We start from the raw sequence: 26,499 nt of genomic DNA, 5'->3' as shown, positions 1-26,499 counted from the left end.
GTAGCATGACCAGAAATCGTCCGGTACCCGCCGAGGACTGGAACGGAAGGCCGTCCCCACCGTGAACGCACCAGCAGCGCCAGAGCCCCGCGCCGAGGACCGACCCGCCCGGCTCACCGTCGGAGTCGTCGGCGCCGGCCGCGTGGGCCCCGCCCTCGCCGCCGCGCTCCAGCTCGCCGGGCACCGCCCCGTCGCCGTCTCCGCCGTCTCCGACGCCTCCCGGCGCCGCGCCGCGGACCTCCTGCCCGAGGTCCCGGTCGTCGAGCCCGCGCGCGTCCTCGCCCTGGCCGACCTGGTCCTCCTCACCGTGCCGGACGACGCCCTGCCCGGTCTCGTCGAGGGCCTCGCCGACACCGGAGCCGTACGGCCGGGACAGCTGATCGTGCACACCTCCGGGCGGTACGGGGTACGGGTCCTCGACGCCGCCCGCCGGGCCGGCGCCCTCCCGCTCGCCCTGCACCCCGCGATGACCTTCACCGGCACCCCGGTCGACGTCCAGCGGCTCGTCGGCTGCTCCTTCGGGGTGACCGCGCCCGAGCAGCTGCGGCTCGCCGCCGAGGCCCTGGTGATCGAGATGGGCGGCGAGCCCGAGTGGATCGCGGAGGAGGCCCGCCCGCTGTACCACGCGGCCCTGGCCCTCGGGGCGAACCACCTGGTCACCCTGGTGGCGCAGTCGATGGAGCTGCTCCGCAAGTCCGGGGTCGCCGCCCCCGACCGGATGCTGGGACCGCTCCTCGGCGCCGCCCTGGACAACGCCCTGCGGTCCGGTGACTCGGCCCTCACCGGCCCCGTCGCGCGCGGCGACGCCGGCACGGTCGCCGCCCACGTCGCCGAGCTGCGCAAGCACGCGCCCGGCACCGTCGCCGGCTATCTGGCGATGGCCCGCACGACCGCCGACCGGGCGCTCGCGCACGGCCTGCTCAAGCCCGAGCTGGCCGAGGACCTGCTCGGGGTACTCGCCGCCGACACCTCGACGGGCACCGCCGGAGCGGCCGACGGGCCGCAAGGAGACGACCGATGACCCTGTCCGCCCGCACGAGCGCCGAGGGCGGCCGCCCCGTCCGCCACCGGCCGGCCGAGCTCCTCCCCACGGTCGAGGACCTGGCCGACGCCGCCGCCCACCACGGGCTGCCCGGCCGCAACGCCGTCGTCATGACCATGGGCGCCCTCCACCAGGGTCACGCCGCCCTGATCCGTACCGCCCGCGAGCGTGTCGGTGCCGAGGGCTTCGTCGTCGTCACCGTCTTCGTCAACCCGCTCCAGTTCGGCGCGGGCGAGGACCTCGACCGCTACCCCCGCACCCTCGAGGCCGACCTGGAGCTCGCCTTCGACGCGGGCGCGAGCGTCGTCTTCGCGCCCTCCGTCGACGAGGTCTACCCCGGCGGGGAGCCCCAGGTCCGGATCACCGCGGGCCCCATGGGCGAGCGCCTCGAAGGCGCCTCACGGCCCGGCCACTTCGACGGCATGCTGACCGTCGTCGCCAAGCTCCTCCACCTCACCGCGCCCGACCTGGCCTTCTTCGGCCAGAAGGACGCCCAGCAGCTGGCCCTGATCCGCCGCATGGCCCGCGACCTGAACTTCCCGGTCGAGATCGTCGGCGTGGAGACCGTCAGGGAGAGCGACGGCCTCGCCCTGTCCAGCCGCAACCGCTACCTGTCGGCCGACGAGCGCCGTACCGCCCTCGCGCTGTCCGGCGCGCTGTTCGCCGCCGCCGACCGGCTCGCCGCCCAGGAGGCGCTGCGCGCGCGTGCCGCGTCCCTGCCGGGTGCCCAGGGGCGGGCGGAGAACCGCGCCGAGGCGCTGTCCCGGCTCGGCGAGGCCCGCGCCGCCGCCGACGCCCACGCGGTCGCCCAGGCGGTCGAGGGCGGCTGCGCCGGGGCCGTGCGGGCCGCGGCCCGCGCCGTCCTCGACGACGCGGCACGGGCCGAGCCGCCGCTCGTCCTCGACTACCTGGCGCTCGTCGACACGGCCGACTTCACCGAGGTCGCCGACGACCACGACGGGGAGGCGATCCTCGCGGTCGCCGCGCGCGTGGGGACCACGCGGCTCATCGACAACATCCCCCTGACCTTCGGAGCCGCCAAGTGACCGGAATACGGCTGCACGCGCCCGCGCCGGGCTGGGCCATCGACGCCGACGTCGTCGTGGTCGGCTCCGGCGTCGCGGGCCTCACCGCCGCCCTGCGCTGCACCGCCGCCGGGCTCCGTGCGGTCGTCGTCACCAAGGCGCGCCTCGACGACGGCTCCACCCGCTGGGCCCAGGGCGGCATCGCCGCCGCGCTCGGCGAGGGCGACACCCCCGAGCAGCACCTCGACGACACGCTCGTCGCCGGCGCCGGGCTCTGCGACGAGCGGGCCGTGCGCGCCCTCGTCACCGAGGGCCCCGACGCCGTCCACCGCCTCATCGCGACCGGCGCCGACTTCGACAAGACCGCCGACGGCGAGATCGCGCTGACCCGCGAGGGCGGCCACCACCGCCGCCGCATCGCGCACGCGGGCGGGGACGCGACCGGCGCCGAGATCTCCCGCGCCCTGGTCGAGGCGATACGGGACCGGGGCGTGCGCACCATCGAGCACGCCCTCGTCCTCGACCTCCTGACGGACGCCGAGGGCCGTACGGCGGGCGTGACCCTCCACGTCATGGGGGAGGGGCAGCACGACGGCGTCGGCGCCGTCCACGCGCCCGCGGTGGTCCTCGCCACCGGCGGCATGGGCCAGGTCTTCTCCGCCACCACCAACCCGGCCGTCTCCACCGGCGACGGCGTCGCGCTCGCCCTGCGCGCCGGCGCCGAGGTCTCCGACCTGGAGTTCGTCCAGTTCCACCCCACGGTGCTCTTCCTCGGCGCAGGCTCCGAGGGCCAGCAGCCGCTGGTCTCCGAGGCGGTACGGGGCGAGGGCGCCCACCTGGTCGACGCCGACGGGGTCCGCTTCATGACCGGGCAGCACGAGCTGGCCGAGCTCGCGCCCCGGGACATCGTCGCCAAGGCGATCATGCGCCGGATGCGGGAGCAGGGCACCGAGCACATGTACCTCGACGCCCGCCACTTCGGCGCCGAGATGTGGGAGCGGCGCTTCCCGACGATCCTGGCCGCCTGCCGCGCCCACGGCATCGACCCGGTGACGGAGCCGATCCCGGTCGCCCCCGCCGCCCACTACGCCTCCGGCGGCATCCGCACCGACCTCCGGGGCCGTACCACCGTCCCCGGCCTGTACGCGTGCGGCGAGGTCGCCTGCACGGGCGTCCACGGCGCCAACCGGCTCGCCTCGAACTCGCTCCTGGAGGGCCTGGTCTTCGCCGAGCGGATCGCGGAGGAGATCACGGCCGCCGCGCCGCGCGCGGCGGGCGCACCGGTGCCGCACCCGGCCCCGGTGACCCTGCCGCTGCCCGCGGCGGGCGCCCGGACCCGTATCCAGCGGACCATGACGGCCGGCGCCGGGGTGCTGCGTTCCGAGGCCAGCCTGCGGGAGGCCGCGGAGGCCCTGGACGCCCTGCACGACGACGCCCTCGCGGGCGGCACCGACGACACCAAGGCCGCCGAGCCGGGCGTGGACTCGTGGGAGACCACCAACCTGCTGTGCGTCGCCCGGGTCCTGGTCGCCGCCGCCCGCCGCCGCGAGGAGACCCGCGGCTGCCACTGGCGCGAGGACCACCCCGACCGGGACGACGTGAACTGGCGCAGGCACCTCGTCGTCCACCTCACCCCGGAGCGGGCCCTCGACGTCCGCACCACCGACACCTTCGACTTTCCCCCCACCCTCGACGCCCCAGGGAGCCGTAAGTGAGCACGCCCGAGGAAGCCCGTCCCGAGCCCGTGGACGTCCCTCTCATCCAGATCAGCACGGTTCCCTCCGAGGAGGAGGGCGGCTGCGGCGACGACTGCGGCTGCGGCGACGGCGCGGAGTTCGAGTGCGGTCTCGACCCCGCGCTCGCCGAACTCCTCGCGGACGCCGGTCTCGACCCCATCCAGGTCGAGGACATCGCCCACCTCGCGATCGCCGAGGACCTCGACGGCGGGGTCGATGTGACGACCGTGGCCACCGTCCCCGAGGACGCCGTCGCCACCGCCGACTTCACCGCCCGCGAGGCCGGTGTCGTGGCCGGTCTGCGGGTCGCCGAGGCCGTGCTGTCCATCGTCTGCGCGGACGAGTTCGAGGTCGAGCGGCACGTCGAGGACGGCGAGCGCGTCGAGGCCGGGGACCTGCTCCTCAGCGTCACCGCCCGCACCCGCGACCTGCTCACCGGCGAGCGCAGCGCGCTCAACATCCTGTGCCGCCTCTCCGGCATCGCCACCGCCACGCGCGCGTGGGCGGACGTCCTGGAGGGCACGAAGGCCAAGGTCCGCGACACCCGCAAGACGACTCCGGGCCTGCGCGCCCTGGAGAAGTACGCGGTCCGCTGCGGCGGCGGCGTCAACCACCGCATGTCACTGTCCGACGCGGCCCTGGTGAAGGACAACCACGTGGTGGCGGCCGGCGGTGTCGCCGAGGCCTTCAAGGCCGTGCGCGAGCTGTTCCCCGAGCTGCCGATCGAGGTCGAGGTCGACACCCTGCGCCAGGTCCGCGAGGTCCTCGACGCGGGCGCCGACCTGATCCTGCTCGACAACTTCACCCCGGCCGAGACCGAGGAGGCCGTCGCCCTCGTCGCGGGCCGCGCGGTCCTGGAGTCCTCGGGCCGGCTGACCCTGGAGAACGCGGCGGCGTACGCGGCGACCGGCGTGGACTACCTGGCGGTCGGCGGCCTCACCCACTCCTCCCCGATCCTCGACATCGGCCTCGACCTGCGCGAGGTGCGGGCCTGATGCTGCTCACCATCGACGTCGGCAACACGCACACGGTCCTCGGTCTCTTCGACGGTGACGAGATCGTCGAGCACTGGCGGATCTCCACGGATCCGAGCCGCACCGCCGACGAGATGGCGGTCCTGCTCCAGGGCCTCATGGGCATGCACCCGCTGCTCGGCGTCGAGCTGAGCGACGGCATCGAGGGGATCGCGATCTGCGCGACGGTCCCCTCGGTGCTGCACGAGCTGCGCGAGGTGACGCGGCGGTACTACGGGGACGTTCCGGCGGTCCTGGTGGAGCCGGGCGTCAAGACGGGCGTCCCGGTCCTCACGGACAACCCCAAGGAGGTCGGCGCGGACCGCGTGATCAACGCGGTCGCCGCCGTCGAGCTCTACGGCGGCCCGGCGATCGTCGTCGACTTCGGTACGGCGACGACGTACGACGCGATCACCACGCGCGGCGAGTACGCGGGCGGGGCGATCGCGCCGGGCATCGAGATCTCCGTCGAGGCGCTCGGGGTCAAGGGGGCCATGCTCCGCAAGATCGAGCTGGCCCGGCCCCGCAGCGTGATCGGCAAGAACACCGTCGAGGCGATGCAGTCGGGCATCGTCTACGGCTACGCGGGCCAGGTCGACGGAGTGGTCGCCCGGATGAAGCGGGAACTCGTCGGCCCGAACGGCGACCCGTCGGACGTGACGGTGATCGCGACGGGCGGCCTGGCGCCGATGGTCCTCGCCGACTCCAAGGAGATCGACGAGCACGAGCCCTGGCTGACCCTGATCGGCCTGCGCCTGGTCTACGAGCGCAACGTCTCCCGCATGTGAGGACCCCGCCCGGCGGGACCGAACGCGGTCGGGAGAGGCCCGGAGAGGTCTGATGAGGCCCGGACCCGACCAGGCGGGGTTCGGGCGCGGCCCGGCAAGGCCCGGACAAGGCCCGGATGCGGCCTGACGAAGCCCGACACGGCCCGGTGAGGCCCGGACAAGGCCTGGCGAGGCGCCGGTGACGCCCGGGCGCGGCAGCCGTCGCCGCCGCCCTCCTCCGGGCCCCGGCCGTCGACGCGCCGTAATGATCGCTAAGCGGAAATTGTCCGATTAGCGCGTATCGTCGGCCCATGCCCACGCCATACGGATCCCGCGGCGGCATGGCGTTCAGCGCGGACGAGCTGCGTGTGCTCCGCCGTGCCCTCGCCGTCGCCCTCCACCCCGCCCCCCTCCAGGACGAGGAGGTCCAGGACGCTCTGCGCCTGGCCGAATCCGTGGACGAGGCCGTACGCGAGGCCGGCCGTCTCCGCGCGTTCCTCCTCGACGATCTGACCCGGTACCGCGAGGCGCTGCCCGGCTCTCTCGGCGGCTATCTGGAGCTCCTACGGGACGCGCTCGCCGCCGGGTACGACCCGGCGGCCGACGACCTCGCCGCCCTCCGCGCACTGCGCCACAATCCCGCCGCCGCCACGCTGCTCGCCCGCTGCCAGACCCTCGCCGAGCGCTCCGTGCGCGCGCGCCTGGCCCGGGTCACCCAGGCCACCACCACCCCCGAGGCGGCCGCCCCCAGGGCCCGGCTGCTCGTGCTGCCCGGTGGACGCGCGGCGGCGGACGAGCCCAAGCCGACGCCGCCCGTCCCGACCGAGCGCCCGGTCCCCAAGCCCTCCGAGGCGTTCCCGCCGCGCCGCAGGCCCGTACCCCCGCCCCCGCCCGAGGAACGGGTCGCCGGCTAGCTACCCTGGTCGCCATGGACTACGTATCCGCGCTCCTGCCCCCCGTCGTGATGGCCGCCTTCTTCATCGGCCTCGTCGTCACGATCGTCAAGAGCCAGGGCGGCCCGAACAAGGCCAAGGAGGACGCGGTCGTGGACGCCGCCCTCGCCCGCGCCGAGGCCGCCCGGCAGGCGGACGGCCCCGCCACCTCCTGAGCCCCCGCCTCCTGAGTCCCCGGGACGTACGACCCTCGGAGGTCGTACGTCCTTTTGTTGCGTTTCTTTCCGTCAATAGCCCCTTAATGACGGTTTGCGTTCTAAAGTGACGTTGTGCCCCGTCCTTTGGGAGAGCTCGAAGACGCCGTCATGACGCGCGTCTGGCAATGGAACCGTCCGGTGACCGTCCGAGAAGTTCTGGAGGACCTTCAGCGGGAACGGTCCATCGCCTACACCACCGTCATGACCGTCATGGACAATCTCCATCAGAAGGGCTGGGTCCGCAGAGAAGTCGAAGGCCGTGCCTATCGATATACGGCGGTCTCCACCCGCGCCGCATACGCGGCCGCCCTGATGAACGAGGCGTGGGCGCAGAGCGACAACCCCGCCGCGGCGCTCATCGCCTTCTTCGGCATGATGTCGCAGGACCAGCGCGAGGCCCTGAACGACGCGATCCGTATCGTCCAGCGCGATACCCCGATCACCGCCCCGCCCGAGGAGGGCGCCGACGGGACCGGGGCCCAGGAGCGATAGCGTCCCCCCATGTCGCCGTCTGCTTCCCCGGCCGCCTCCGCGGCCTCCGCCAAAGCCGTCACCGTACGCAGGGCCCGCACCGGAGATGTCGCCGCGGTCCGCCGTCTCGTCGATCCGTTCGTCCGGCGCGGCATCCTGCTCGACAAGGCGACCGTCACCCTTTATGAGTCCATCCAGGAGTTCTGGGTCGCGGAACGCGACGAGGACGCCACCGTCGTCGGCTGTGGTGCTCTCCACGTGATGTGGGAAGACCTCGCCGAAGTGCGCACTCTCGCCGTCGATCCCGAGTTCAAGGGAGCCGGTGTGGGACATCAGGTGCTGGACAAGTTGTTGCACACCGCCCGATGGCTCGGGGTGCGGCGGGTATTCTGCCTGACCTTCGAGGTCGACTTCTTCGCGAAGCACGGCTTCGTCGAGATCGGTGAGACCCCGGTCGAAGGAGATGTCTACAGCGAGCTCCTGCGTTCCTATGACGAGGGAGTCGCGGAGTTCCTCGGTCTCGAACGAGTGAAGCCGAACACCTTGGGCAACAGCCGGATGCTTCTGCACCTGTGACACGGAACCCGTCCTGAACCCCGCGCGGAACCGCGGCGGAACCCCGGCGGAACCACGGTGGAACCCCGTCATGAACCCCGCACGGAACCCTATGTCCGAATCGCGCACGTTTCCCGCGTTGCCGGGGTTCTGAACCTCTGCCAGGGGTTTGTGTTTTTCCGGGAAAAGCGGTTTCCTTTCCGCGTACTGCATTTTCGATGAAAGGAAATCCGGTGGCACAGAAGGTTCAGGTCCTTCTTGTCGACGACCTCGACGGCGTCGAGGCGGACGAGACCGTGACGTTCGCGCTGGACGGCAAGACCTACGAGATCGACCTCACCACCGCCAACGCGGAAAAGCTCCGTGGCCTGCTCGAGCCGTACACCAAGAGCGGCCGTCGCACCGGTGGCCGCACCACCGGCGGACGCGGCAAGGGCCGCGCCGTGGCGACGGGCAGCCCGGACACCGCGAAGATCCGCGCGTGGGCGAAGGACAACGGCTACAACGTGAACGACCGCGGCCGCGTGCCCGCCGACATCAAGGCGGCCTACGAGGACGCGAACCGCTGAGGCGACAGCTGCTGAGCAGCCGGCCCCCGGGTCCGGGCACTCAGCAGCCGCACCCGATGGCACTCCACCGCCGCGGCGGCCACGAGCCGCACCAGGCAGGGGGCGTCCGCATCGCCCCACGGCGCGGACCGCAGCGCCGGCAGCGAGGACTCGACCTCGCGACCCGGTGCCGGGGCCCGCAGCCACACGGCCGCGTCAGGCGCGCCGGATCCGCCCCCCGGGGGAAGGGGCGCGGTCATCCGGCCGTCGGCGCCCAGCATCGCGAGATCGAGCGAGATACCGCCCCACTCGAGCCAGTCGAGCAGGCCCGGTAGCTCCTCCGCGCTCCCCGCGGCCACGAGAAGCCGCATCCGGCGCCCGAGCAGGGCCACCGGCCCCGTCGCGGGGCCCATCCGTCGCAGCACGCCGCGACCGGCCGCCGCAGGCAGCTCCAGGACGTCGAAGCGCAGCCCCGTGACCAGCTGCACCGGCGGACCCGCCACCGTCGCCCAGCCGAGCTCGTGTTCGTACCACCGCGCCAGACCGCCGTCGAGCGGCCTACGGGGAAGCGGGACGGTGAAGGCCATGTCCGGGGAACTCCCGCGGGGGCGCGTAGGTTACGCCCCCGGTGACGGACGGTTCCCTTCCGAACGCCCAAGGTGTCCGTGATGGGGCGTACGCGTGCATTCGGGAGCGCAAGGGTGTTCGCTGGTAGCGGAGGGAACCGGGGTGCGCCGCATGGAGTGTCAGTCCTTACGGGTAAGACATTCCTAGTGGAGAGGGGTGACTCGCGGGCTTCGGCGTCTCACGTTCGCCATCGGCGTACTCAAGGCGCGGCTAACTACTTGGCCTGCGGGAACATCGTCTCGCACCATCGGGTTGGAGCATTTGTCGGTTGTTCGGCGGCAGGTCCCCCCACGGAAGAGGGGTGATCCGGACGGATGTCGGCAGTTGGAATGAGCGGTCCCCGCTTGCGGGACTAAGCTGCGGAAGGACAGGGAGGGGATCGACCCCTAACTGACTGACCGCTCTGAGGAGCGATTAACGATGTTCGAGAGGTTCACCGACCGCGCGCGGCGGGTTGTCGTCCTGGCTCAGGAAGAAGCCCGGATGCTCAACCACAACTACATCGGCACCGAGCACATCCTTCTGGGCCTTATCCACGAGGGTGAGGGTGTCGCCGCTAAGGCCCTGGAGAGCCTCGGGATTTCGCTCGAGGCGGTCCGCCAGCAGGTTGAGGAGATCATCGGGCAGGGGCAGCAGGCCCCGTCCGGGCACATCCCCTTCACCCCGCGTGCCAAGAAGGTCCTGGAGCTGTCGCTCCGCGAGGCCCTCCAGCTCGGCCACAACTACATCGGCACCGAGCACATCCTGCTCGGCCTGATCCGCGAGGGCGAGGGCGTCGCCGCCCAGGTCCTCGTGAAGCTGGGCGCCGACCTCAACCGGGTGCGGCAGCAGGTCATCCAGCTGCTCTCCGGCTACCAGGGCAAGGAAGCCGCCACGGCCGGCGGCCCTGCCGAGGGCACCCCCTCGACGTCCCTGGTCCTCGACCAGTTCGGCCGCAACCTCACCCAGGCGGCCCGCGAATCCAAGCTCGACCCGGTCATCGGGCGCGAGAAGGAGATCGAGCGGGTCATGCAGGTGCTGTCCCGCCGCACCAAGAACAACCCGGTGCTCATCGGCGAGCCCGGCGTCGGCAAGACCGCCGTCGTCGAGGGCCTGGCGCAGGCCATCGTCAAGGGCGAGGTGCCCGAGACCCTCAAGGACAAGCACCTCTACACCCTGGACCTCGGCGCGCTGGTCGCCGGCTCCCGCTACCGCGGTGACTTCGAGGAGCGCCTGAAGAAGGTCCTCAAGGAGATCCGCACCCGCGGCGACATCATCCTGTTCATCGACGAGCTCCACACCCTCGTGGGTGCGGGTGCCGCCGAGGGCGCGATCGACGCCGCCAGCATCCTCAAGCCGATGCTGGCCCGCGGTGAGCTCCAGACCATCGGTGCCACCACGCTCGACGAGTACCGGAAGTACCTGGAGAAGGACGCGGCCCTCGAGCGCCGCTTCCAGCCCATCCAGGTCGCCGAGCCGTCGCTGCCGCACACCATCGAGATCCTCAAGGGTCTCCGCGACCGGTACGAGGCCCACCACCGGGTCTCCATCACCGACGAGGCCCTCGTCCAGGCCGCGACCCTGGCCGACCGGTACATCTCGGACCGCTTCCTCCCGGACAAGGCGATCGACCTGATCGACGAGGCCGGCTCCCGGATGCGCATCCGCCGGATGACCGCGCCGCCGGACCTCCGCGAGTTCGACGAGAAGATCGCCGGCGTCCGCCGCGACAAGGAGTCCGCGATCGACTCGCAGGACTTCGAGAAGGCCGCCTCGCTCCGCGACAAGGAGAAGCAGCTCCTCGCCGCGAAGGCCAAGCGCGAGAAGGAGTGGAAGGCCGGCGACATGGACGTCGTCGCCGAGGTCGACGGCGATCTGATCGCCGAGGTCCTCGCGACCGCCACCGGCATCCCGGTCTTCAAGCTGACCGAGGAGGAGTCCAGCCGCCTGCTCCGCATGGAGGACGAGCTCCACAAGCGCGTCATCGGGCAGAAGGACGCCGTCATCGGCCTCTCGCGGGCCATTCGCCGTACGCGGGCCGGTCTGAAGGACCCGAAGCGCCCCGGTGGCTCGTTCATCTTCGCCGGTCCGTCCGGTGTCGGTAAGACCGAGCTTTCGAAGGCGCTCGCCGAATTCCTCTTCGGCGACGAGGACGCGATGATCTCCCTCGACATGTCGGAGTTCAGCGAGAAGCACACGGTTTCCCGTCTCTTCGGTTCGCCGCCCGGATACGTCGGCTACGAAGAGGGCGGCCAGCTCACCGAGAAGGTGCGCCGCAAGCCGTTCTCCGTCGTCCTCTTCGACGAGGTCGAGAAGGCCCACCCCGATATCTTCAATTCCCTTCTCCAGATCCTGGAGGACGGTCGCCTGACCGACTCCCAGGGCCGGGTCGTGGACTTCAAGAACACGGTCATCATCATGACCACCAACCTCGGGACCAGGGACATCTCGAAGGGCTTTAACCTGGGCTTCGCCGCCCAGGGAGACACGAAGTCCAACTACGAGCGGATGAAGGCGAAGGTCAGCGACGAGCTGAAGCAGCACTTCCGCCCGGAGTTCCTCAACCGTGTGGACGACGTCATCGTCTTCCCGCAGCTGACCCAGGACGACATCCTGCAGATCGTCGACCTGATGATCGGCCGCGTCGACGAGCGCCTCAAGGACCGGGACATGGGCCTCGAGCTCTCCCAGTCGGCGAAGGAGCTGCTCGCGAAGAAGGGCTACGACCCGGTGCTCGGCGCCCGTCCGCTCCGCCGGACGATCCAGCGCGAGATCGAGGACACGCTGTCGGAGAAGATCCTCTTCGGCGACCTGCGTCCCGGTCACATCGTGGTCGTGGACACGGAGGGCGAGGGCGAGGAGCGCCAGTTCACCTTCCGCGGCGAGGAGAAGACGGCCCTGCCGGACGCCCCGCCGATCGAGGCGACGGGCGGCACGGGCCCGAACCTGTCGAAGGACGCGTGACGCACGCGCTGAGCGTGTAGTGCACAAAGGGGCGGCCCCGGAACCTGACGGTTCCGGGCCCGCCCCTTTGTGTCACAGGACGTGGCGAGCTCTTCTGCCGCCTTCGACGCTGTAGGTGTGTACGAGGGTCAGCTCTTGAAGCGGCCCGAGCGACGCCACGTCGTACGTGGGGAGGTCCTCGCCATAGACATGGAGCTCGTGCAGCTGCGGGAACACGCGGGCGATCTCCTCGAAGGCGGGGGCGCCGGATCCGGCCCACAGATGGAGCGCCGTCACCCGGGGCAAGCGGAGGTCGCCCAGATCGTGGATCAGCGAGCCGTGATCCGGCCTGGGCAGCAGGAGTCGCCGCACGTGGGGGAGCAGCACGCGTAGGAGCTCGATGCCGTGCTCCGTAAGTGGCTCTCGGAGGTCCAGGGAGTCGGGCCGCAGACCGAGCCGCACGAGTGCGGCGACCTGATCGTCGTTCGCGACGGTGTATTCCAGCTGATCGGGTTCGAGCCGCGCGATGATCTCCTCGGCGTACCGCTCCGTCTCGAAGCGGGACCATCCCCAGACGAGCTGGGATCGGACCTGCAGGCTGGAGTGGCCGGTGAAGCGAGCCAGATAGGGGATCGCGGCGTCGACGGTGATGTGGCTGGCGGTGATCACCACCATCTTGGCCGCCTCGTCGCTCAGGCCCTCCGGGCCGGGGAGCAGGTCGAGGACCAGCCGGCCCACCGCTGCCAGCTCGCGGGCCTCGTCCGGATCGCGCGGGGGGATCACCTCGGCCGTACGGGCCATGACTGCCTCCCGTACCCCCAAGGGCACTTCCGTCGCGTGTTCAAGCGCTGTCGCCGCGAGAAGCACCAGCCGCAGCTGGGTCTGCCGGTCCTGGGCGCGGTCCGCCGCACCCAGCAACTCCCGCAGGATCTCCGCGCACTCGCGGGGCCGCGCGTGGCCGACCGCCATGCGGATGACGTCCTCCCACCGGTCGTCCGTCGCGTGGCGGACCAGGACGCCGATGTCCCAGTGGTCCACCAGGGCCTTGGCCGCCAGGTAGTCCTGGAAGGTGCGGTGGACGAAGTCGATCGTGTCCGCCGTCGGCTCGCGCAGCAGGCCGCTGCGGTGGAGGAGGTGGGTGAAGACCGTGCCGGGTTCGTGTCCCGATGCCTCCACGACGGCGGGGACGGCCTCGGCGATCACCGATTCCGCGTGGGCGCGGTCCATCTGGAGGCGTCCGTTCAGCGTCAGCCAGTACGCGAGCCGCTGGATCAGCTGGATCTGCGGGGCCTCGTCGAGGGCGATCCCGTACGGGGCGGCCATGTCCCGTTCGCGGTCGCGGCGGGTGAGGAGCATGGAGAGGGCGGCCTCGTAGAGGGCTTTGCGGCCCCGGGGCAGGTAGCCGCGCCGGTCGCGGTGCAGGGCGCAGATGAGGCCGCACATGAGGGGGTTGGTGGCGAGCCGGGCGACGTGTTCGGCAGTGCGGAGGGCGTCGAGGAGGGGCTGCTCGTACGGCTCCGCCTCCGGGCCTGCGGCCCGGTGCCAGCGGCGCACGAACGTGGCGACCTCGGCGCGGGACATGGGCGCGAGCGTCAGCTCGGTGAAGCCGTCGGTGGTCAGCCAGTCGTCCCGTACGGCCGTGGGGCGGGAGGTCACCAGCCAGCGGTTGCCCTCGTACGCGTCGAGGAGGCCCCGGAGCCAGTCGCGGGTCCGGCCGCGTTCGGCCTCGGGGATCTCGTCGATGCCGTCGACGAGGACCAGGCCCCGCCCGGCGGCCAGGACCCGGTCGGCCCAGCCCTCGGGCGGGGCGAGCGGGCAGCCGGCGGCCGAGAGGAAGTGGTCGGGGGCGGGGAGCCGCTCGCCGTGGCGGGTGAGGGTGCGCAGGGGGAGGACGAAGGGGATACGGCCGTTCAGGTAGGCCATGTCCCCGGTGCGGCCCTCCACGGCAGCCGAGACCGTCAGCCACTGGACGAGCGTCGTCTTGCCGGATCCTGCGAGGCCACGCAGCAGGACCTTGTCGTGGCGGGTGAGGGCGAGATCGGCGCGGAGGGGGGACTGCTCGCGCTGCGACGCGGCGAGGCGCCCCGTCTCGTTCGTCGCGGTCAAGATCCCCGGCTCCCGCCCCGTCGCCTCGAGCGACAGGTACGCCATGTCCAGCGGCCACCGGTCCGGCGAGTCGTGCAGGTCGATGCCGTAGATCGTCAGACGCCCGTGCTTTTTCGCCAGGTGGGCCAGATAGCGCCGTTCGAACTCCGCGTCCCGGCCGTCCGTCCGCGGTGTCCGGCGGATGAGCTCGTCGGTCTTCGCGATGAGTTCCGTCTGGCCGCGGGTCTGTTCCACCAGGCTGCGGGCGACGAACGTGGAGCGCTGGGTGAAGAACTCCAGGATGTGGAGGCAGGCCCACTCGGTCAGCGAATCCAGGTAGAGGGCCGAGTCCGTCGACAGGCCGTCGGGGGCCGGCGCCGCCGCGCGCAGGCGCCGGGCGAGGGCGGTGTGGCCGAGGCGGACGGCCTGGACGTCGTCCATGTCGAGGTCGCCGAGGGCGAGCAGGGTCGTCCCCAGCGCATGGATGACGGCCTCGGTCTCGTCGGCGGGGAACGGCGCCTCGCCCGGCCCGCCGAGGGAGTGTTCGACCAGCGTCGCGGCGAGCCCGCGGACGTCCTTCTCCGTCAGCGTGCGCTTCTCGCCGCGGAAGGAGACGAGGCCGGAGAGCCGGATCTTGGCCGCCTTGCCCGTGAGGCCCGCCCCCGGCCCGTCGCCGGCCAGCAGTTTCCTCAGGATCGGGCCGATCGCCGCCGAGGCGAGGCGCGTGCCGATGAGTGCCGGTTCCATATGTGTCCCCCCTGGGTCCCCGATGCGGTCAGCGTAGTGCGGGAGAGGGTTCCGGACGGCCCGGTCGCGTGACCCAGATCCCATCCGGGGCCCGCGCCTGGTGACAAGGCGCACAGGGGTTTCGAAGGGTACTAACCGGAATAGTTGCGACCTTTGGTGTTGATTCGGGACGTTCACGAGTGAACCGTCGGGACTTTGGTCCCGAGGGGTCCCGAACCGGGCGACGGGCGGCTTTTCCGGCGGTTCCGGGCACTGGCGACATGCGGATAAACCGATTCTCTTGTGTTGGTATGTCCGTTTTCGAAGCGGGCCTCCGAGGTCGTCAAGAGGTGAACTTCCGTGGAGATCGCTACGACGTGATGTCGTAGATGGGGTGTTTTGGGCTGGATGGGGGTCCGGGTTACCAAGGATGAGCAAGCCCGGCGCAGCACCGTTCGCGTCGGGTCCCGTACTTCCCGGAGGTTTCCCCCGTATGTCGAAGCGCATGAACCCCGCCGCCCGTGTCACCGTCGTCGCTCTTGCCGCCGCCGGCCTGGGAGCGACGATGGTGACCGGAGCAGGGTCCGCCTTCGCCGCCGAGGGCAAGGCCGTCGCCCCGGTCGCGGTGACCGCGTCCGCCGCCGTCGCCGCCCAGGCCGAGACCCAGGCCCACGTCGCCGCCCAGGTCAAGGCCGCCGCGGCGAAGGCCACGGCCGCCAAGCAGATCGCCGCGAAGCAGGTCGCCGTCAAGCAGGCCGCCACGAAGGTCGTCGCCGCCAAGAAGGCCCCGTCCTGGGTCAAGCCGGTCACCTCGTACACCCTGACCGCCAGCTACAACCAGGGCGGCGCCATGTGGTCCCACAAGCACTCCGGCCAGGACTTCGCCGTCCCGGTCGGCACCCCGGTCAAGGCCGCGGGCTCGGGCACCGTCGTCAAGGCCGGCCCGAACGGTGGCGGCGACGGCCCCGCGTACGGCAACGCGATCGTCGTCAAGCACGCCAACGGCACGTACTCGCAGTACGCCCACCTGTCGAAGATCAAGGCGTACGTCGGCCAGAAGGTCGCCGCCGGCCAGCAGATCGCCCTCTCGGGCAACACCGGCAACTCCTCCGGCCCGCACCTGCACTTCGAGATCCGTACGACCCCGAACTACGGCACCGCCGTGAACCCGGCCGCCTTCCTGCGGTCCCACGGCGTGACCATCTGAGCTTCCGCCACCAGGGCGTGAGCCTCCTCGGAAGCTCCGCCACTCGGGCGTGAGCCTCCGAGGAAGCTCCGCCACCCGGGCGCGAGCCTCCGAGCTCCCGCTATCCGGCCCCGTGGGCCTGGTTCAGCAGATCGAGGGCGACCTCGAGGACGGCCTCGCGCTTCTCCTCGGAGTCGCCCTCGACGTTGTCCATGAAGAACATCCCCGCGTGCAGCGTGAAGATCGCGCTGACGCAGCGCACCCGGTCGAGCACGGCGAAGTCCGGTTCCTGGATCAGGCCGCTCAGTTCGAGCATCCGCTCCTTGAAGGTCAGGCCGATGCTGAGGTCGCGGACGGCCGCCTGGTTCTCCTGCATGAAGCGGAACAGCGGGTACGCGCTCATCAGGGATTCCTGGTAGCGGCGGAGGATCTGCTCCCTGACCTCCAGCGTGCGCGGCTGCTCACGCGCCCAGGCGATCAGCTCGTCCATGGGCCGGGTGAGGTCCTGGAAGATGCCGATGATGATGTCTTCCTTGGTCTTGAAGTGGTAGTACAGCGCGGCCTTGGTGACGTCGAGGTGCTCGGCGATCTCGCGCAGCGAGGTCTTCTCGTACCCCTGCTCGGCGAAGAGGTGCAGGGCCACGTCCTGGATGCGCTGGCGGGTGTTGCCTCGGGCCATGGCTGCTCTCCACTTTCCAGAAAACTTACTTGACGACCGGCAAGTTACGGGCCTACCGTCCCCAGTGTAGTAACTAGCCGGGCGGCAAGTAAGGAACGGACATGACGACGCAGACAGCAGCTGAACCAGCGCGGGAGGAGCCGGTGCGGGACAAGGCGGAGCAGAAGCCGCGCAGTGTCCGCGTCGTCCTTCTCGCCCTGATGATCGCCATGCTCCTCGCGATGCTGGACAACATGATCATCGGCACCGCGATGCCGACGATCGTCGGCGAACTCGGCGGCCTCGAGCACCTCTCCTGGGTCGTCACCGCCTACACCCTGGCCACCGCCGCCTCCACCCCCCTCTGGGGCAAGGTCGGCGACATGTTCGGCCGCAAGGGCGTCTTCCTCACCTCGATCGTGATCTTCCTGATCGGCTCGGCGCTCAGCGGCATGGCCCAGGACATGGGCCAGCTCATCGGCTTCCGCACGATCCAGGGCCTCGGCGCCGGTGGTCTCATGGTCGGCGTCATGGCGATCATCGGCGACCTCATCCCGCCCCGCGAGCGCGGCAAGTACCAGGGCATGATGGCCGGCGTGATGGCCCTCGCCATGATCGGCGGCCCCCTCGTCGGCGGCACCATCACCGACCACTGGGGCTGGCGCTGGTCCTTCTACATCAACCTGCCGCTCGGCGCCGTCGCCCTCGCCATGGTCGGCGTCGTCCTGCACCTGCCGAAGAAGCGGCGCGCGACGGGCACCCCCATCGACTTCCTCGGCGCCGCGCTGCTGACCGTCGGCATCACCGCGATCGTCCTGGTCACCACCTGGGGCGGCACGGAGTACGCCTGGGGCTCGGCCACCATCGTCGGCCTCGCCGTCGGCGGAGCCGCCGCGCTCGCCGCCTTCCTGTACGTCGAGACGCGGGCGGCCGACCCGATCATGCCGCTGCACATCTTCCGCAGCCGCAACTTCACCGTGATGTCCCTGATCGGCTTCATCACCGGCTTCGTGATGTTCGGCGCGGTCCTCTACCTGCCGATCTTCCAGCAGTCCGTCCAGGGCGCCTCGGCCACCAACTCCGGTCTGCTGCTCCTGCCGATGCTCATGGCGATGATGGTCGTCTCGCTGCTCGTCGGCCGCTTCACCACCAGCACCGGCAAGTACAAGATCTTCCCGATCGTGGGCGGCGCCCTCATGACGGTCGGTCTCTTCCTGCTGGCCCAGATGGACACCGGAACCTCCCGGCTGACCTCCGGGATCTACATGGCCCTCCTCGGCGCCGGCATGGGCTTCCTCATGCAGATCACCATGCTCGTCGCCCAGAACAGCGTCGAGATGAAGGACATGGGCGTCGCCTCGTCCTCCACCACCCTCTTCCGGACGCTCGGCTCCTCCTTCGGCGTCGCGATCATGGGCGCGCTCTTCACGAGCCGCGTCCAGGACGAGATGGCGGTACGCGGCGGGTCCGGGCTCACCGAGCGGACCGCCCAGCTCGACGCGGCGAGCCTGGCCAAGCTGCCGGAGGCGCTCCGCGAGGCCTACCAGCACGCGGTCTCCTCGGGTACGCACAGCGCCTTCCTGGTCGCCGCGGCGGTCTCCGTCCTCGGCTTCGTCCTCGCCTTCCTCGTCAAGGAGGTGGCGCTCCGCGGCGCCGGCCCCGCGCCGGCCCCGGAGGCGGCGGAGGGCGACGGCCACGCGAAGGTCGCCGAGCCGGTCTGACCCGGCGCCGAAGCGGTACGGAAAAGGCGGGGCCGGTCCCGGAGGGGGCCGGCCCCGCCTTCACGTACGCCGGAGGAAGCTCAGTCGGGCTGCCGCAGCATCAGTCGGGCTGCCGCAGCACCGGGAAGCTGCCCGTGTTCGTCGGCGCGTGGTCCGGCAGCCACAGCACCGCGATGGCACCTCCCACTCCGTTCGGCGCGCTCTCGGAGGCCACGTTCCGGAAGGTCAGCCGGGCGCCGAGGACCCGGGCCTGGCCCGCCGCGATGGTGAGGCCCAGGCCGTGGCCCTGGCCCGCGCGGTCGCTCGACCCCGTACGGAACCGGCTCGGGCCCTCCTTGAGGAGCGCCTCGGGGAAGCCAGGACCGTGGTCGCGGACGCGGACGACCCGGCCCTCGACGGTGACCTCCACCGGCGGCCTGCCGTGCTTGGCGGCGTTCGCGAGGAGGTTGCCCAGGACGCGCTCCAGACGCCGCGGGTCGGTGTTCACCCAGGACTCGTGGACGACCCGGACGACCACCTCCGGATCGAGGGCCCGCACCCGCCGCTCCACGAACTCGCCGAGCGAGATCTCCTGGAGCTCGGCCCGCTCGGACGCGCTGTCGAGCCTGGCCACCTCCAGGACGTCCTCGACAAGGGTCCGCATGGCCTGCGCCCGGTCCCGTACGAGCTCGGTGGGGCGCCCCGGCGGCAGCAGCTCGGCCGCCGTGAGCAGCCCGGTCACCGGGGTGCGCAGCTCGTGCGCGATGTCCGCGGTGACCCGCCGCTCGGCCTCGATCCGTTCGTTGAGGGCGTCGGTGAGGGCGTCGACCGCCCACGCCAGGTCGTCGGTCTCGTCCCGTACGACCCCGCCGACGGCCTCCCGCACCCGGACGTCGGTGTTGCCCTGGGCGACCCGGCCGGCCGCGACGGCGGCCTTCCGCAGCCGTCGCGAGAGCTGGCCGCCGATGAGCACGCCGAGCGCGCAGCCGCCGAAGACCACCGAGACCGAGCCGATGACGAGCGCCCGGTCCAGATCGTTCATGATCGTCGCGCTGCGGTCGGCGAAGGGGATGTGCAGCGAGAGCACGTCGCCGTTGGCGAGCGGCACGGCCGCCCACACGTCGGGCGGCCCGCCGCCCCGGTGCTCCTGCACGTACGTGCCGCGCCGCCTGTCCCGCATCAGCTCGTCGAGCTGGGCGGGCAGCGCGGGGTCGTTGATCTTCGTGCCGAAGCGCGGTTCCTTCGGCTTCGACGTCTCGTACAGCCGCTGCGCGAAGAGCAGTCGCTCCATCTGCACCTCGCGCGCGTTGTCGAGCATCGAGATGCGGGCGGCGTTGTGCACGACCACGCTCAGGGTGACCGCGATCAGCGCGCCGACCGCCGCGATGGCGACGGCGATCTTCCAGCGGACCCCGGTACGGAGGGGAAACAGCTTCACGCCCCGTCCCTAGCTCTTGAGCTTGTAGCCGAAGCCGCGGACCGTCTCGATCCTGTCCTGGCCGATCTTGGCGCGCAGCCGCTGCACATGGACGTCCACGACCCGGGTGTCGCCGCCCCAGCCGTAGTCCCAGACCCGCTCCAGGAGCTTGTCCCGGGACAGCACCGTGCCCGGCGCCGAGGAGAACTCCAGGAGCAGCCGCATCTCGGTCGGGGTCAGCGCGACCGGCGCCCCGCCCCTGCGGACCTCCATGCCGTCGGTGTCGACCTCCAGGTCGCCGAAGACGAGGAGCCCGCCGCCCGGCCCCTCCCCGCCGTGGTCACCGGCGCCGGGCCCGCCCGCGTGGCCGAAGCGGCGCAGCACGGCACGGATACGGGCCATCAGCACGGAGCCGTCGAAGGGCTTGGTGACGTAGTCGTCGGCCCCCGCCTCCAGACCGAGGACGACGTCGATCGAGTCGGCGCGCGCCGACAGCATGATCACCGGCACCGTCGACTCGTCACGGATGCGGCGGCAGAGGCTGACCCCGTCCATGCCCGGCAGCATCACGTCGAGCAGGGCGATGTCCGGCCGCTGCGCGCGGAAGGCGTCCAGACCGGAGAGCCCGTCGGGCACGGCCGTGACGCGGAAGCCGTCCCGCTCCAGGGCGAGCTGGGTGGCCTCGCGGATGACGTCGTCGTCCTCGACGAACAGGACATGGGTCTCGGCCATCGTGCGGTGCCCTTCGGGTCGTGCGCTGGAGCGGTCGCGGCGGTGTACGGCTCGGTGGACGGTCACGGCTCAGTTCGCCGGGGGCTCGCTCGGCGCGGGCTCCTCGATGCCGCCGTCGCCGACGGCCCGGCTGTAGTCGTTGTGCACCCAGTCGTGCTGGACGAACCTGTTTCCCGCCCAGCGGTAGGTGATCACGTCCTCGCCCGAGGGGTACGCGACCGGGTCGCCCTTCGCGTACACCTGCTGGGTGACGACGAGCTCGCCCCGGTCGATCGTGGCGTAGACCCCCGCGTCCTCCGCCATGAAGACGTTCTCGTACCGGTCGCTCTGCTTCCGGTAGACGTACGTGCCGATGCCGACTGCATCGCCGCAGGTCATCACGTTGACGACGACATCGGGGGCGGGGGCGTCCGTGAGATTGCCGTAGGAGGCGTCCACCGGGTAGGCGTCCGCGACGCACGGCTTCAGATCGGTCTTGAACCGCTCGCCGATCTTCGGATCGGCCTTGAGCAGCGCGATCGGGTCCACCCGCTCGGCGGCCCGTGGTCCACCGTCGGCGGAGGGGGCGGAGGTGGGCGCCGCCGAGGCCACGTCGTGGGTGCCCGCCGCGCCCTCGTCACGCGATCCGGTGCCGCCGGTGGAGCAGGCGGCCATGGACAGCCCGACGGCGACGAGCCCGGCCGCCGCCGTGATGCTCGCCGCCTTGACGGTACGGCGCCGACGGCGCCCGGTCCCGTACCGGTCGTCGCCGGGTCCGTCACCGCTGCCGTCGGGGTGTCTGCCGTCGTCGTGACCGCTGCCGCCGTGGTGCCTGCGGTCGCTGTCGTGCCGGCGGCCGTCACCGCTGCCGCGGCCATCACCGCTGATGCCGTCGTCGTGTCTGCTGCCGTCGGCTCCGCCGTCTAGGCCGCGCACCGCTCCCGCTCCCGTTCGTCGCCCCGTACGGTCGTCCGCTCTCCGGTCCGCCCCAGGGCGCGGGCGTCGAGGTCACGGCTCTCCAGTTCCTGGCGGAGCCGGGCGAGCGCGCGGTGGAGCGTCGACTTCACCGTACCCGTCGACATGCCGAGCGCCGCCGCCGTCTCCTCGGTGCTCATCTGTTCCCAGTGGCGCAGGACGACGACGCTGCGTTGCTTCGGCGCGAGCACCTTCAGGACGTCCATGAGCAGGGCCCGGTCGGCGTGCTGCTCGGTGGGGTCGTCGCCGCAGGCGTCGGGCAGCTGCTCGGTGGGCACCTCTTCGAGCTTGCGGGAACGCCACCACTCGGTCCGGGTGTTGATCATGACCCGGCGCAGATAGGCGTCGGCCAGGGACTTGTCGGCTATGCCGTCCCAGCGCCCGAAGGTGCGGGCGAGGGCCGTCTGGAGGAGGTCCTGGGCGTCGACGGGGTCGGCGACGAGACGACGGGCACTGCGCAGCAGCGCCTCCTGCCGCGTGCGTACGTACTCCTCGAAGTCGAGCACCTCTCCATGCCTCATCCCAACCGCCTCCGCAACCCCGTGACCAGCTTCGTTCCTCGTGTCGTGGACGACGCTACGGAGCGGTTGTCACGGGGCTGTGCGGGGCAGCCGTCGGTGGACGCACGGCTACCCATCGGTTGTGTAACAGCGGGCGGAAGAGGTTTCGACGGCCGGTAGGGGCGCGGCCGGCCGGGAGCCTCAGGACACCGGAAGCCGGTAGTACCCGTCGTCCAGCGGCTCCACGAGACCGTCCGCGACCAGGCCGTCCAAGGCCCTGGCACGCTGCACCGGCTCGTCCCAGACCGCGTCCAGGGCCGCCTGCGGCACCGGGTCCGCCGACTCCCGCAGCACCGCGAGGAGCCGGCCCCTGACCTGCCGGTCGGTCCCCGCGTACGTCTGACCGCGCCGCGCCGGACCCTCGTGGGCCGGCTTCCCGGCCAGCCGCCAGGCGCACCGCCCGGAGATCGGGCAGCGCCCGCAGTCCTCGTTCTTCGCCGTGCACACCAGCGCGCCCAGCTCCATCGAGGCGGCGGCCCAGCGGGACGCGGTCGTCTCGTCCTCGGGCAGCAGGGCGCGGGCGAGCCGCCGCTCGGCGGCCGTGGTCGCGTTCGGCGGGTACTGGACGCCGGTCACCGCGCGGGCGAAGACCCGGCGCACATTGGTGTCCAGGACCGCGTGCCGCTGCCCGTACGCGAAGGAGGCCACCGCCGCCGCCGTGTACTCGCCGATGCCGGGCAGCGCGAGCAGCTGCCCGTGATCGCTCGGTACGTCGCCGCCGTGCCGTTCCGTTATGGCCGCGGCGGCCGCGTGCAGCCGCAGCGCCCGCCGCGGGTATCCGAGCCGGCCCCAGGCCCGGACCGCCTCGCCGGGGGCGTCGGCGGCCAGGTCGGCCGGGCGCGGCCAGCGCGCGAGCCACTGCTCGTACACCGGCAGGACGCGGACGACCGGGGTCTGCTGGAGCATGAACTCGCTGACCATGACGCCCCAGGCGCCGGCCTCGGGGCGGCGCCAGGGCAGGTCGCGGGCGTGCCGGTCGAACCAGGCGAGGACGGGACCGTGCAGCTCGGCGGGCGGCGCCGGGACGGCGGGGGCGACGGGCGGACGGGGGGCCTCGGGCGTGAGGGGAGCGTCGATGGAATTCATGGCACCTCCGATCCTGGCACGTCCGCGGAGTGATCCGTACACGCCGTGGCACGGATGCCGGGGTGGCATCGCGCCGCGCGCCGAGGCGCGCACGCCGGGGCGGCACCCACCGAAGCGGGCGCGGGCCTCCGAGGCGTCAGCCGTACGCACGCGGGCGCGGGGCTCCGAGGCGCGTTCCGTACGGGCCCGGGGACCGCACGGGCGCCCCGGGCCCGGCGACCGCTCAGTACGTGCCCTGGCCCACCCGCCGGGGCTCCTCCGCGCGCGGGGCGGCGTGCGTACGGGGCCCGCGCCCCGCGCACCACACCACGGCCGAGCTCCGGCTCGACCGGGCCGTCTCCACCAGGGACCCCACCGGCCGGACCGCCGCCCGCATGACGAGGAAGGCGACCAGACCACCGAGGAGCAGACCGAAGGTCACGTCGTGCGGGTAGTGCACGCCGACGAAGACCCGGGAGAAGGCCATGAGCAGCGCCATCGGCACGGTCAGCCAGACGATCCCGCGCCAGGACAGCGCGAGCGCGATGGCGGCGGCGCCCGCGATGGCCGAGTGGTTGCTGGGGAAGGACCAGTCGCCGTACGGCGGGCAGGTCACGAGCGAGGCGGGTGCCCCGGCGACCGCGCGGCACGGGCGCTCCTCGTCGATCAGCGACTTCAGTCCCTCGCTCACCACGTATCCGAAGGCGGTGGCGAGCGGGGCGAGCAGCGCGAGCGCCATCAGCCGGCTCGAACCGTCGCGGGAGCGCCACCAGCCGGCCAGGAACAGCGCGCCGAACAGCAGCAGTCCGGCCTCGGTCCAGACCTCGGCGAGCCACTGGAACCAGTGGGGGGTGGAGTGGGCGAAGTCGGCGACGTCGAGATACAGCCGGTCGGACAGGTCGAGGAGGGTGTTCATGGTGGACGACGCTAACCGGAATCCGAAGTCCGCCGCCCCGGGCCAACGGCCAGAACGACCCCCGACGAAAGTGGGGGTCTCGCCGTTCCGTCCGTTTCCCCCCGGTTTCGGGTGAGGTGGCGAGGGAATCAGGTGCCGTCGCGGGAAAAGTTCCCGGAACCGATGGATGTGATCATCGGCAAAACTTGAGGTCTCGGGCGGCGGGTGGGGCGGGAGTTGGGCCGGATCTCTCGTAAGGTTCGGGTCGTGGGATCTTTGCGCAATCCGGTCGGGCCGCTTCCCTCCACCATCTACTGGCGACGGAGGGCGGTGGCGGCGTGCCTGGTGGCGCTTCTCGCGCTCCTCGCCGTATGGGCCGTCACCTCCGGTGACGGGGGCGGGAAGAAGTCGGACGACGCGGCCAACGGCTCGTCCCCCACCCCTCCCTCGATCACCCCCGGCCCCTCCGGCTCGGGACCGGCGATCAGTCAACAGCCCGGCGGACGCGACGAGTCGGACGATTCGGACGACACCACCGGCGGCAACGGCGACAGTGGCGGCAACGGCGGTTCGGACGGCGGCGGTACGGACCCGGGCTCGGGCGCCGACGCCGGCACGGACACCGGTACGTCCACCGGCACCGGTGGCGGCGGCAAGAACGGTGACACCGACGGCGCGGGCGGCGACGGAGGCGCGGGCACCGGCGCGGGGCAGCAGGTCCCGGCCGACTCCCCCCTCCCCAACTGCCCGGCCGGAGCGCTGCAGTTGACGCTCCGCAGCGTGCGGGTCAGCTACGAGGCCGGGGAGAAGCCCCGCTTCCACCTCGTCGCGAAGAACACCTCGAACACCGCCTGCAAGGCCGACTTCGGACCCCGCAGCGCGGTACTGACGATCAGCGACGCCCAGGACGACGAGATCTGGTCCTCCGCGGACTGCCCCCGCCCCGGCACCCCGGTGCTGCTGAGCGTCCCCGCGAAGGCCACCGTCACCCACACCGTGGAGTGGGACCGCGAGCGGAGCGCACCGCAGTGCGCCACCGCTCCGAAGGGCCAGGCAGGTCCCGGCACCTACCTCGTGGAGGCGACGATGCCGGGCGCCAGGGTGCTCCCGGCCTCGTTCACGCTCGCCAAGGACTGACGAGCCGCACGCCCCGTACGTCCAGGCCGCACTCCCAGGCCGCACGGCCCGGCACTCCCAGGCCGTACCGCCCCGGGATCAGACGTACCGCTCCAGGATCGAGGACTCCGCGAGCCGCGACAGGCCCTCGCGCACGCTGCGGGCGCGGGCCTCGCCGACGCCGTCGACGGTCTGGAGGTCGTCCACGCTCGCCGCGAGCAGCTTCTGCAGCCCGCCGAAGTGCTCCACCAGCCGCTCGATGATCGCGCCCGGCAGCCTCGGGACCTTCGCCAGGAGCCGGTAGCCGCGCGGCGAGACGGCCGAGTCGAGGGTCTCCGGCGAGCCGCTGTACCCCAGGGCCCGCGCCACCACCGGAAGTTCGAGCAGCTCGGTGTGGGTGAGCGCGTCCAGCTCGGTGAGCGCCTCCGCGACCGTACGCGCGCGCTTGGCGGTGGGCTCCGGCACGTAGTCCCGGATCACCAGCTCGCGCTCCGGTTCCACGCCCGCGATCAGCTCGTCGAGCTGGAGCGAGAGGAGCCGTCCGTCGGTGCCGAGCTCGACCACGTACTCGGCGATCTCGGTGGCGATCCGGCGGACCATCTCGAGACGCTGGGCGACGGCGGTGACGTCCCGGACCGTGACCAGGTCCTCGATCTCCAGCGCGGAGAGCGTGCCGGCCACCTCGTCGAGACGCAGCTTGTACCGCTCCAGGGTGGCGAGGGCCTGGTTGGCGCGGGACAGGATCGCGGCCGACTCCTCCAGGACCCGGCGCTCCCCGTTCACGTACAGCGCGATCAGTCGCATCGACTGGGAGACGGAGACGACCGGGTAGTTGCACTGCTTGGAGACCCGGTCCGCCGTGCGGTGCCGGGTGCCGGTCTCCTCGGTGGGGATGGAGGCGTCGGGGACCAGCTGCACACCGGCGCGGTGGATCTTGGTGATGTCCTTGTCGAGGACGAGCGCGCCGTCGAGCTTGCACAGCTCACGCAGGCGCGTGGCGGCGAACTCGACGTCCAGCACGAACCCGCCGGTGCACATCGAGTCGACCGTCTTGTCCAGGCCGAGCACGATGAGCCCACCGGTGTTGCCGCGGAGGATCCGCTCCAGGCCGTCGCGCAGCGCGGTGCCGGGCGCGACCGCGCTCAGCGCGGCACGCATCAGTGCTTCGTTGCCGGAGCCCGCGCCGGACTTTCCAGGAGCTGCTGCCCCGTCCTTGGCTGCCACTGCACTCCTCCGGCTCGTACGGATGGGCGAGACCAGGGCAAAGTCTAGCGACACCACCCCGCCGCCCTCCGCCCCCGACCGATCCCGGGTGGTCCGAAAGGGGTCCCCGCCCCGGCACGGACCTAACCCTCCGCGCCTCCGTGAAGCGTACGGAGCGAACCTGTCACCCCCGTGTACGGGGTACCCCTGCCTCTCGGCCGCACGGACTGTCCCCCTTACGCCGCGGCCGTACGGACTGTTCCTCCCCCCACGCCTCCGCCGTATGGACTGCCCTCTTATGTCTCCGCCGTACGGGGCACCCCCGCCCCTCGGCCGTGAAGCCGTG

24 protein-coding genes are annotated in these 26,499 nt (G+C 71.9%); 14 read left to right on the top strand and 10 right to left on the bottom strand.

Annotated elements, in window-relative coordinates; translation table 11 throughout:
* Nucleotides 1–61: 61 nt before the first annotated feature.
* The 10 genes from ACFWUY_RS17415 (at nucleotide 62) to ACFWUY_RS17370 (ending at nucleotide 8,328) form a co-directional block, all read left to right on the top strand.
* A complete protein-coding gene (locus ACFWUY_RS17415) occupies nucleotides 62–1,021 on the top strand; it encodes a Rossmann-like and DUF2520 domain-containing protein (RefSeq protein ID WP_384108298.1) in 960 nt (319 codons plus the stop codon).
* Nucleotides 1,018–2,088, top strand: a complete 1,071-nt coding sequence (gene panC / locus ACFWUY_RS17410; protein WP_384108296.1) for a pantoate--beta-alanine ligase — start codon at nucleotides 1,018–1,020, stop codon at nucleotides 2,086–2,088. The genes ACFWUY_RS17415 and panC overlap by 4 nt, the downstream gene beginning before the upstream one ends.
* Nucleotides 2,085–3,782, top strand: coding sequence for an L-aspartate oxidase (locus ACFWUY_RS17405; protein ID WP_384108294.1), 1,698 nt, complete (start codon nucleotides 2,085–2,087; stop codon nucleotides 3,780–3,782). The genes panC and ACFWUY_RS17405 overlap by 4 nt, the downstream gene beginning before the upstream one ends.
* Nucleotides 3,779–4,798 (top strand): carboxylating nicotinate-nucleotide diphosphorylase, encoded by a 1,020-nt coding sequence (gene nadC, locus ACFWUY_RS17400; protein ID WP_384108292.1) that lies wholly within the window; start codon nucleotides 3,779–3,781, stop codon nucleotides 4,796–4,798. Before ACFWUY_RS17405 ends, nadC begins: the two co-directional genes overlap by 4 nt.
* Nucleotides 4,798–5,604 carry a type III pantothenate kinase gene (locus tag ACFWUY_RS17395; protein WP_384108290.1) on the top strand — a complete coding sequence of 269 codons (807 nt, stop codon included), beginning with the start codon at nucleotides 4,798–4,800 and terminating at the stop codon, nucleotides 5,602–5,604. The genes nadC and ACFWUY_RS17395 overlap by 1 nt, the downstream gene beginning before the upstream one ends.
* A gap of 320 nt (nucleotides 5,605–5,924) precedes the next feature.
* Nucleotides 5,925–6,497, top strand: a complete 573-nt coding sequence (locus ACFWUY_RS17390; RefSeq protein ID WP_384108477.1) for a hypothetical protein — start codon at nucleotides 5,925–5,927, stop codon at nucleotides 6,495–6,497.
* 14 nt (nucleotides 6,498–6,511) lie between these two features.
* On the top strand, nucleotides 6,512–6,691 hold the full coding sequence (locus ACFWUY_RS17385; RefSeq protein WP_384108288.1) for a hypothetical protein: 180 nt from the start codon (nucleotides 6,512–6,514) through the stop codon (nucleotides 6,689–6,691).
* 114 nt (nucleotides 6,692–6,805) lie between these two features.
* A complete protein-coding gene (locus ACFWUY_RS17380) occupies nucleotides 6,806–7,225 on the top strand; it encodes a BlaI/MecI/CopY family transcriptional regulator (protein WP_384108286.1) in 420 nt (139 codons plus the stop codon).
* A gap of 9 nt (nucleotides 7,226–7,234) precedes the next feature.
* Complete coding sequence (locus ACFWUY_RS17375; RefSeq protein WP_384108284.1) at nucleotides 7,235–7,780, top strand: amino-acid N-acetyltransferase; 546 nt, start codon at nucleotides 7,235–7,237, stop codon at nucleotides 7,778–7,780.
* A 212-nt stretch (nucleotides 7,781–7,992) separates the two neighbouring features.
* Nucleotides 7,993–8,328: an Lsr2 family protein gene (locus ACFWUY_RS17370; protein WP_351216935.1), complete on the top strand. Its 336-nt coding sequence runs from the start codon at nucleotides 7,993–7,995 to the stop codon at nucleotides 8,326–8,328.
* On the opposite strand, the gene ACFWUY_RS17365 is transcribed toward ACFWUY_RS17370, so the two are convergent.
* Nucleotides 8,307–8,894: an SCO3374 family protein gene (locus tag ACFWUY_RS17365; RefSeq protein WP_384108282.1), complete on the bottom strand. Its 588-nt coding sequence runs from the start codon at nucleotides 8,892–8,894 to the stop codon at nucleotides 8,307–8,309. The two genes, ACFWUY_RS17370 and ACFWUY_RS17365, sit on opposite strands and share 22 nt — an antisense overlap.
* Before the next feature lie 460 nt (nucleotides 8,895–9,354).
* Here ACFWUY_RS17365 and ACFWUY_RS17360 point away from each other — a divergent pair, with 460 nt between their 5' ends.
* Nucleotides 9,355–11,877: an ATP-dependent Clp protease ATP-binding subunit gene (locus ACFWUY_RS17360; RefSeq protein WP_384108280.1), complete on the top strand. Its 2,523-nt coding sequence runs from the start codon at nucleotides 9,355–9,357 to the stop codon at nucleotides 11,875–11,877.
* Nucleotides 11,878–11,949: 72 nt separating this feature from the next.
* Here the strand turns inward: ACFWUY_RS17360 and ACFWUY_RS17355 are convergent, their stop codons facing one another.
* The gene (locus tag ACFWUY_RS17355) at nucleotides 11,950–14,688 is read right to left on the bottom strand and encodes an NACHT domain-containing protein (RefSeq protein ID WP_384108278.1); all 2,739 of its coding nucleotides are present in this window, start codon (nucleotides 14,686–14,688) and stop codon (nucleotides 11,950–11,952) included.
* A gap of 472 nt (nucleotides 14,689–15,160) precedes the next feature.
* Here ACFWUY_RS17355 and ACFWUY_RS17350 point away from each other — a divergent pair, with 472 nt between their 5' ends.
* Nucleotides 15,161–15,874 (top strand): M23 family metallopeptidase, encoded by a 714-nt coding sequence (locus ACFWUY_RS17350; RefSeq protein WP_384108276.1) that lies wholly within the window; start codon nucleotides 15,161–15,163, stop codon nucleotides 15,872–15,874.
* A 100-nt stretch (nucleotides 15,875–15,974) separates the two neighbouring features.
* Here the strand turns inward: ACFWUY_RS17350 and ACFWUY_RS17345 are convergent, their stop codons facing one another.
* Nucleotides 15,975–16,532 (bottom strand): TetR/AcrR family transcriptional regulator, encoded by a 558-nt coding sequence (locus ACFWUY_RS17345; RefSeq protein WP_384108274.1) that lies wholly within the window; start codon nucleotides 16,530–16,532, stop codon nucleotides 15,975–15,977.
* 101 nt (nucleotides 16,533–16,633) lie between these two features.
* Between ACFWUY_RS17345 and ACFWUY_RS17340 the strand changes: the two genes are divergently transcribed.
* On the top strand, nucleotides 16,634–18,232 hold the full coding sequence (locus ACFWUY_RS17340; protein ID WP_384108272.1) for an MDR family MFS transporter: 1,599 nt from the start codon (nucleotides 16,634–16,636) through the stop codon (nucleotides 18,230–18,232).
* Between the two features lie 100 nt (nucleotides 18,233–18,332).
* Here the strand turns inward: ACFWUY_RS17340 and cseC are convergent, their stop codons facing one another.
* The 6 genes from cseC to ACFWUY_RS17310 form a co-directional block, all read right to left on the bottom strand.
* Nucleotides 18,333–19,649, bottom strand: coding sequence for a two-component system sensor histidine kinase CseC (cseC, locus tag ACFWUY_RS17335; protein WP_384108270.1), 1,317 nt, complete (start codon nucleotides 19,647–19,649; stop codon nucleotides 18,333–18,335).
* A 9-nt stretch (nucleotides 19,650–19,658) separates the two neighbouring features.
* Nucleotides 19,659–20,360 (bottom strand): two-component system response regulator CseB, encoded by a 702-nt coding sequence (cseB, locus tag ACFWUY_RS17330; RefSeq protein ID WP_384108268.1) that lies wholly within the window; start codon nucleotides 20,358–20,360, stop codon nucleotides 19,659–19,661.
* Between the two features lie 69 nt (nucleotides 20,361–20,429).
* Entirely contained in the window at nucleotides 20,430–21,275 is an 846-nt protein-coding gene (locus ACFWUY_RS17325) for a hypothetical protein (RefSeq protein ID WP_384108266.1), read from the bottom strand.
* Nucleotides 21,263–21,835 (bottom strand): SigE family RNA polymerase sigma factor, encoded by a 573-nt coding sequence (locus tag ACFWUY_RS17320; protein WP_384108264.1) that lies wholly within the window; start codon nucleotides 21,833–21,835, stop codon nucleotides 21,263–21,265. Before ACFWUY_RS17320 ends, ACFWUY_RS17325 begins: the two co-directional genes overlap by 13 nt.
* Before the next feature lie 180 nt (nucleotides 21,836–22,015).
* Nucleotides 22,016–22,960: an A/G-specific adenine glycosylase gene (locus ACFWUY_RS17315; protein ID WP_384108262.1), complete on the bottom strand. Its 945-nt coding sequence runs from the start codon at nucleotides 22,958–22,960 to the stop codon at nucleotides 22,016–22,018.
* Nucleotides 22,961–23,183: 223 nt separating this feature from the next.
* Nucleotides 23,184–23,855 carry a phosphatase PAP2 family protein gene (locus ACFWUY_RS17310; RefSeq protein ID WP_384108260.1) on the bottom strand — a complete coding sequence of 224 codons (672 nt, stop codon included), beginning with the start codon at nucleotides 23,853–23,855 and terminating at the stop codon, nucleotides 23,184–23,186.
* A gap of 246 nt (nucleotides 23,856–24,101) precedes the next feature.
* On the opposite strand from ACFWUY_RS17310, the gene ACFWUY_RS17305 reads away from it, so the two are divergent.
* On the top strand, nucleotides 24,102–24,971 hold the full coding sequence (locus ACFWUY_RS17305) for a hypothetical protein (RefSeq protein WP_384108258.1): 870 nt from the start codon (nucleotides 24,102–24,104) through the stop codon (nucleotides 24,969–24,971).
* Between the two features lie 78 nt (nucleotides 24,972–25,049).
* Here ACFWUY_RS17305 and disA read toward each other — a convergent pair whose 3' ends face one another.
* Nucleotides 25,050–26,174, bottom strand: coding sequence for a DNA integrity scanning diadenylate cyclase DisA (disA, locus tag ACFWUY_RS17300; protein ID WP_384108255.1), 1,125 nt, complete (start codon nucleotides 26,172–26,174; stop codon nucleotides 25,050–25,052).
* Nucleotides 26,175–26,499: the final 325 nt, after the last annotated feature.

Source organism: Streptomyces sp. NPDC058664, assembly GCF_042716635.1.
Taxonomy (GTDB): domain Bacteria; phylum Actinomycetota; class Actinomycetes; order Streptomycetales; family Streptomycetaceae; genus Streptomyces.
Note: the sequence above shows the minus strand (reverse complement) of the source record. Positions and strands in the feature narration are given on the sequence as shown.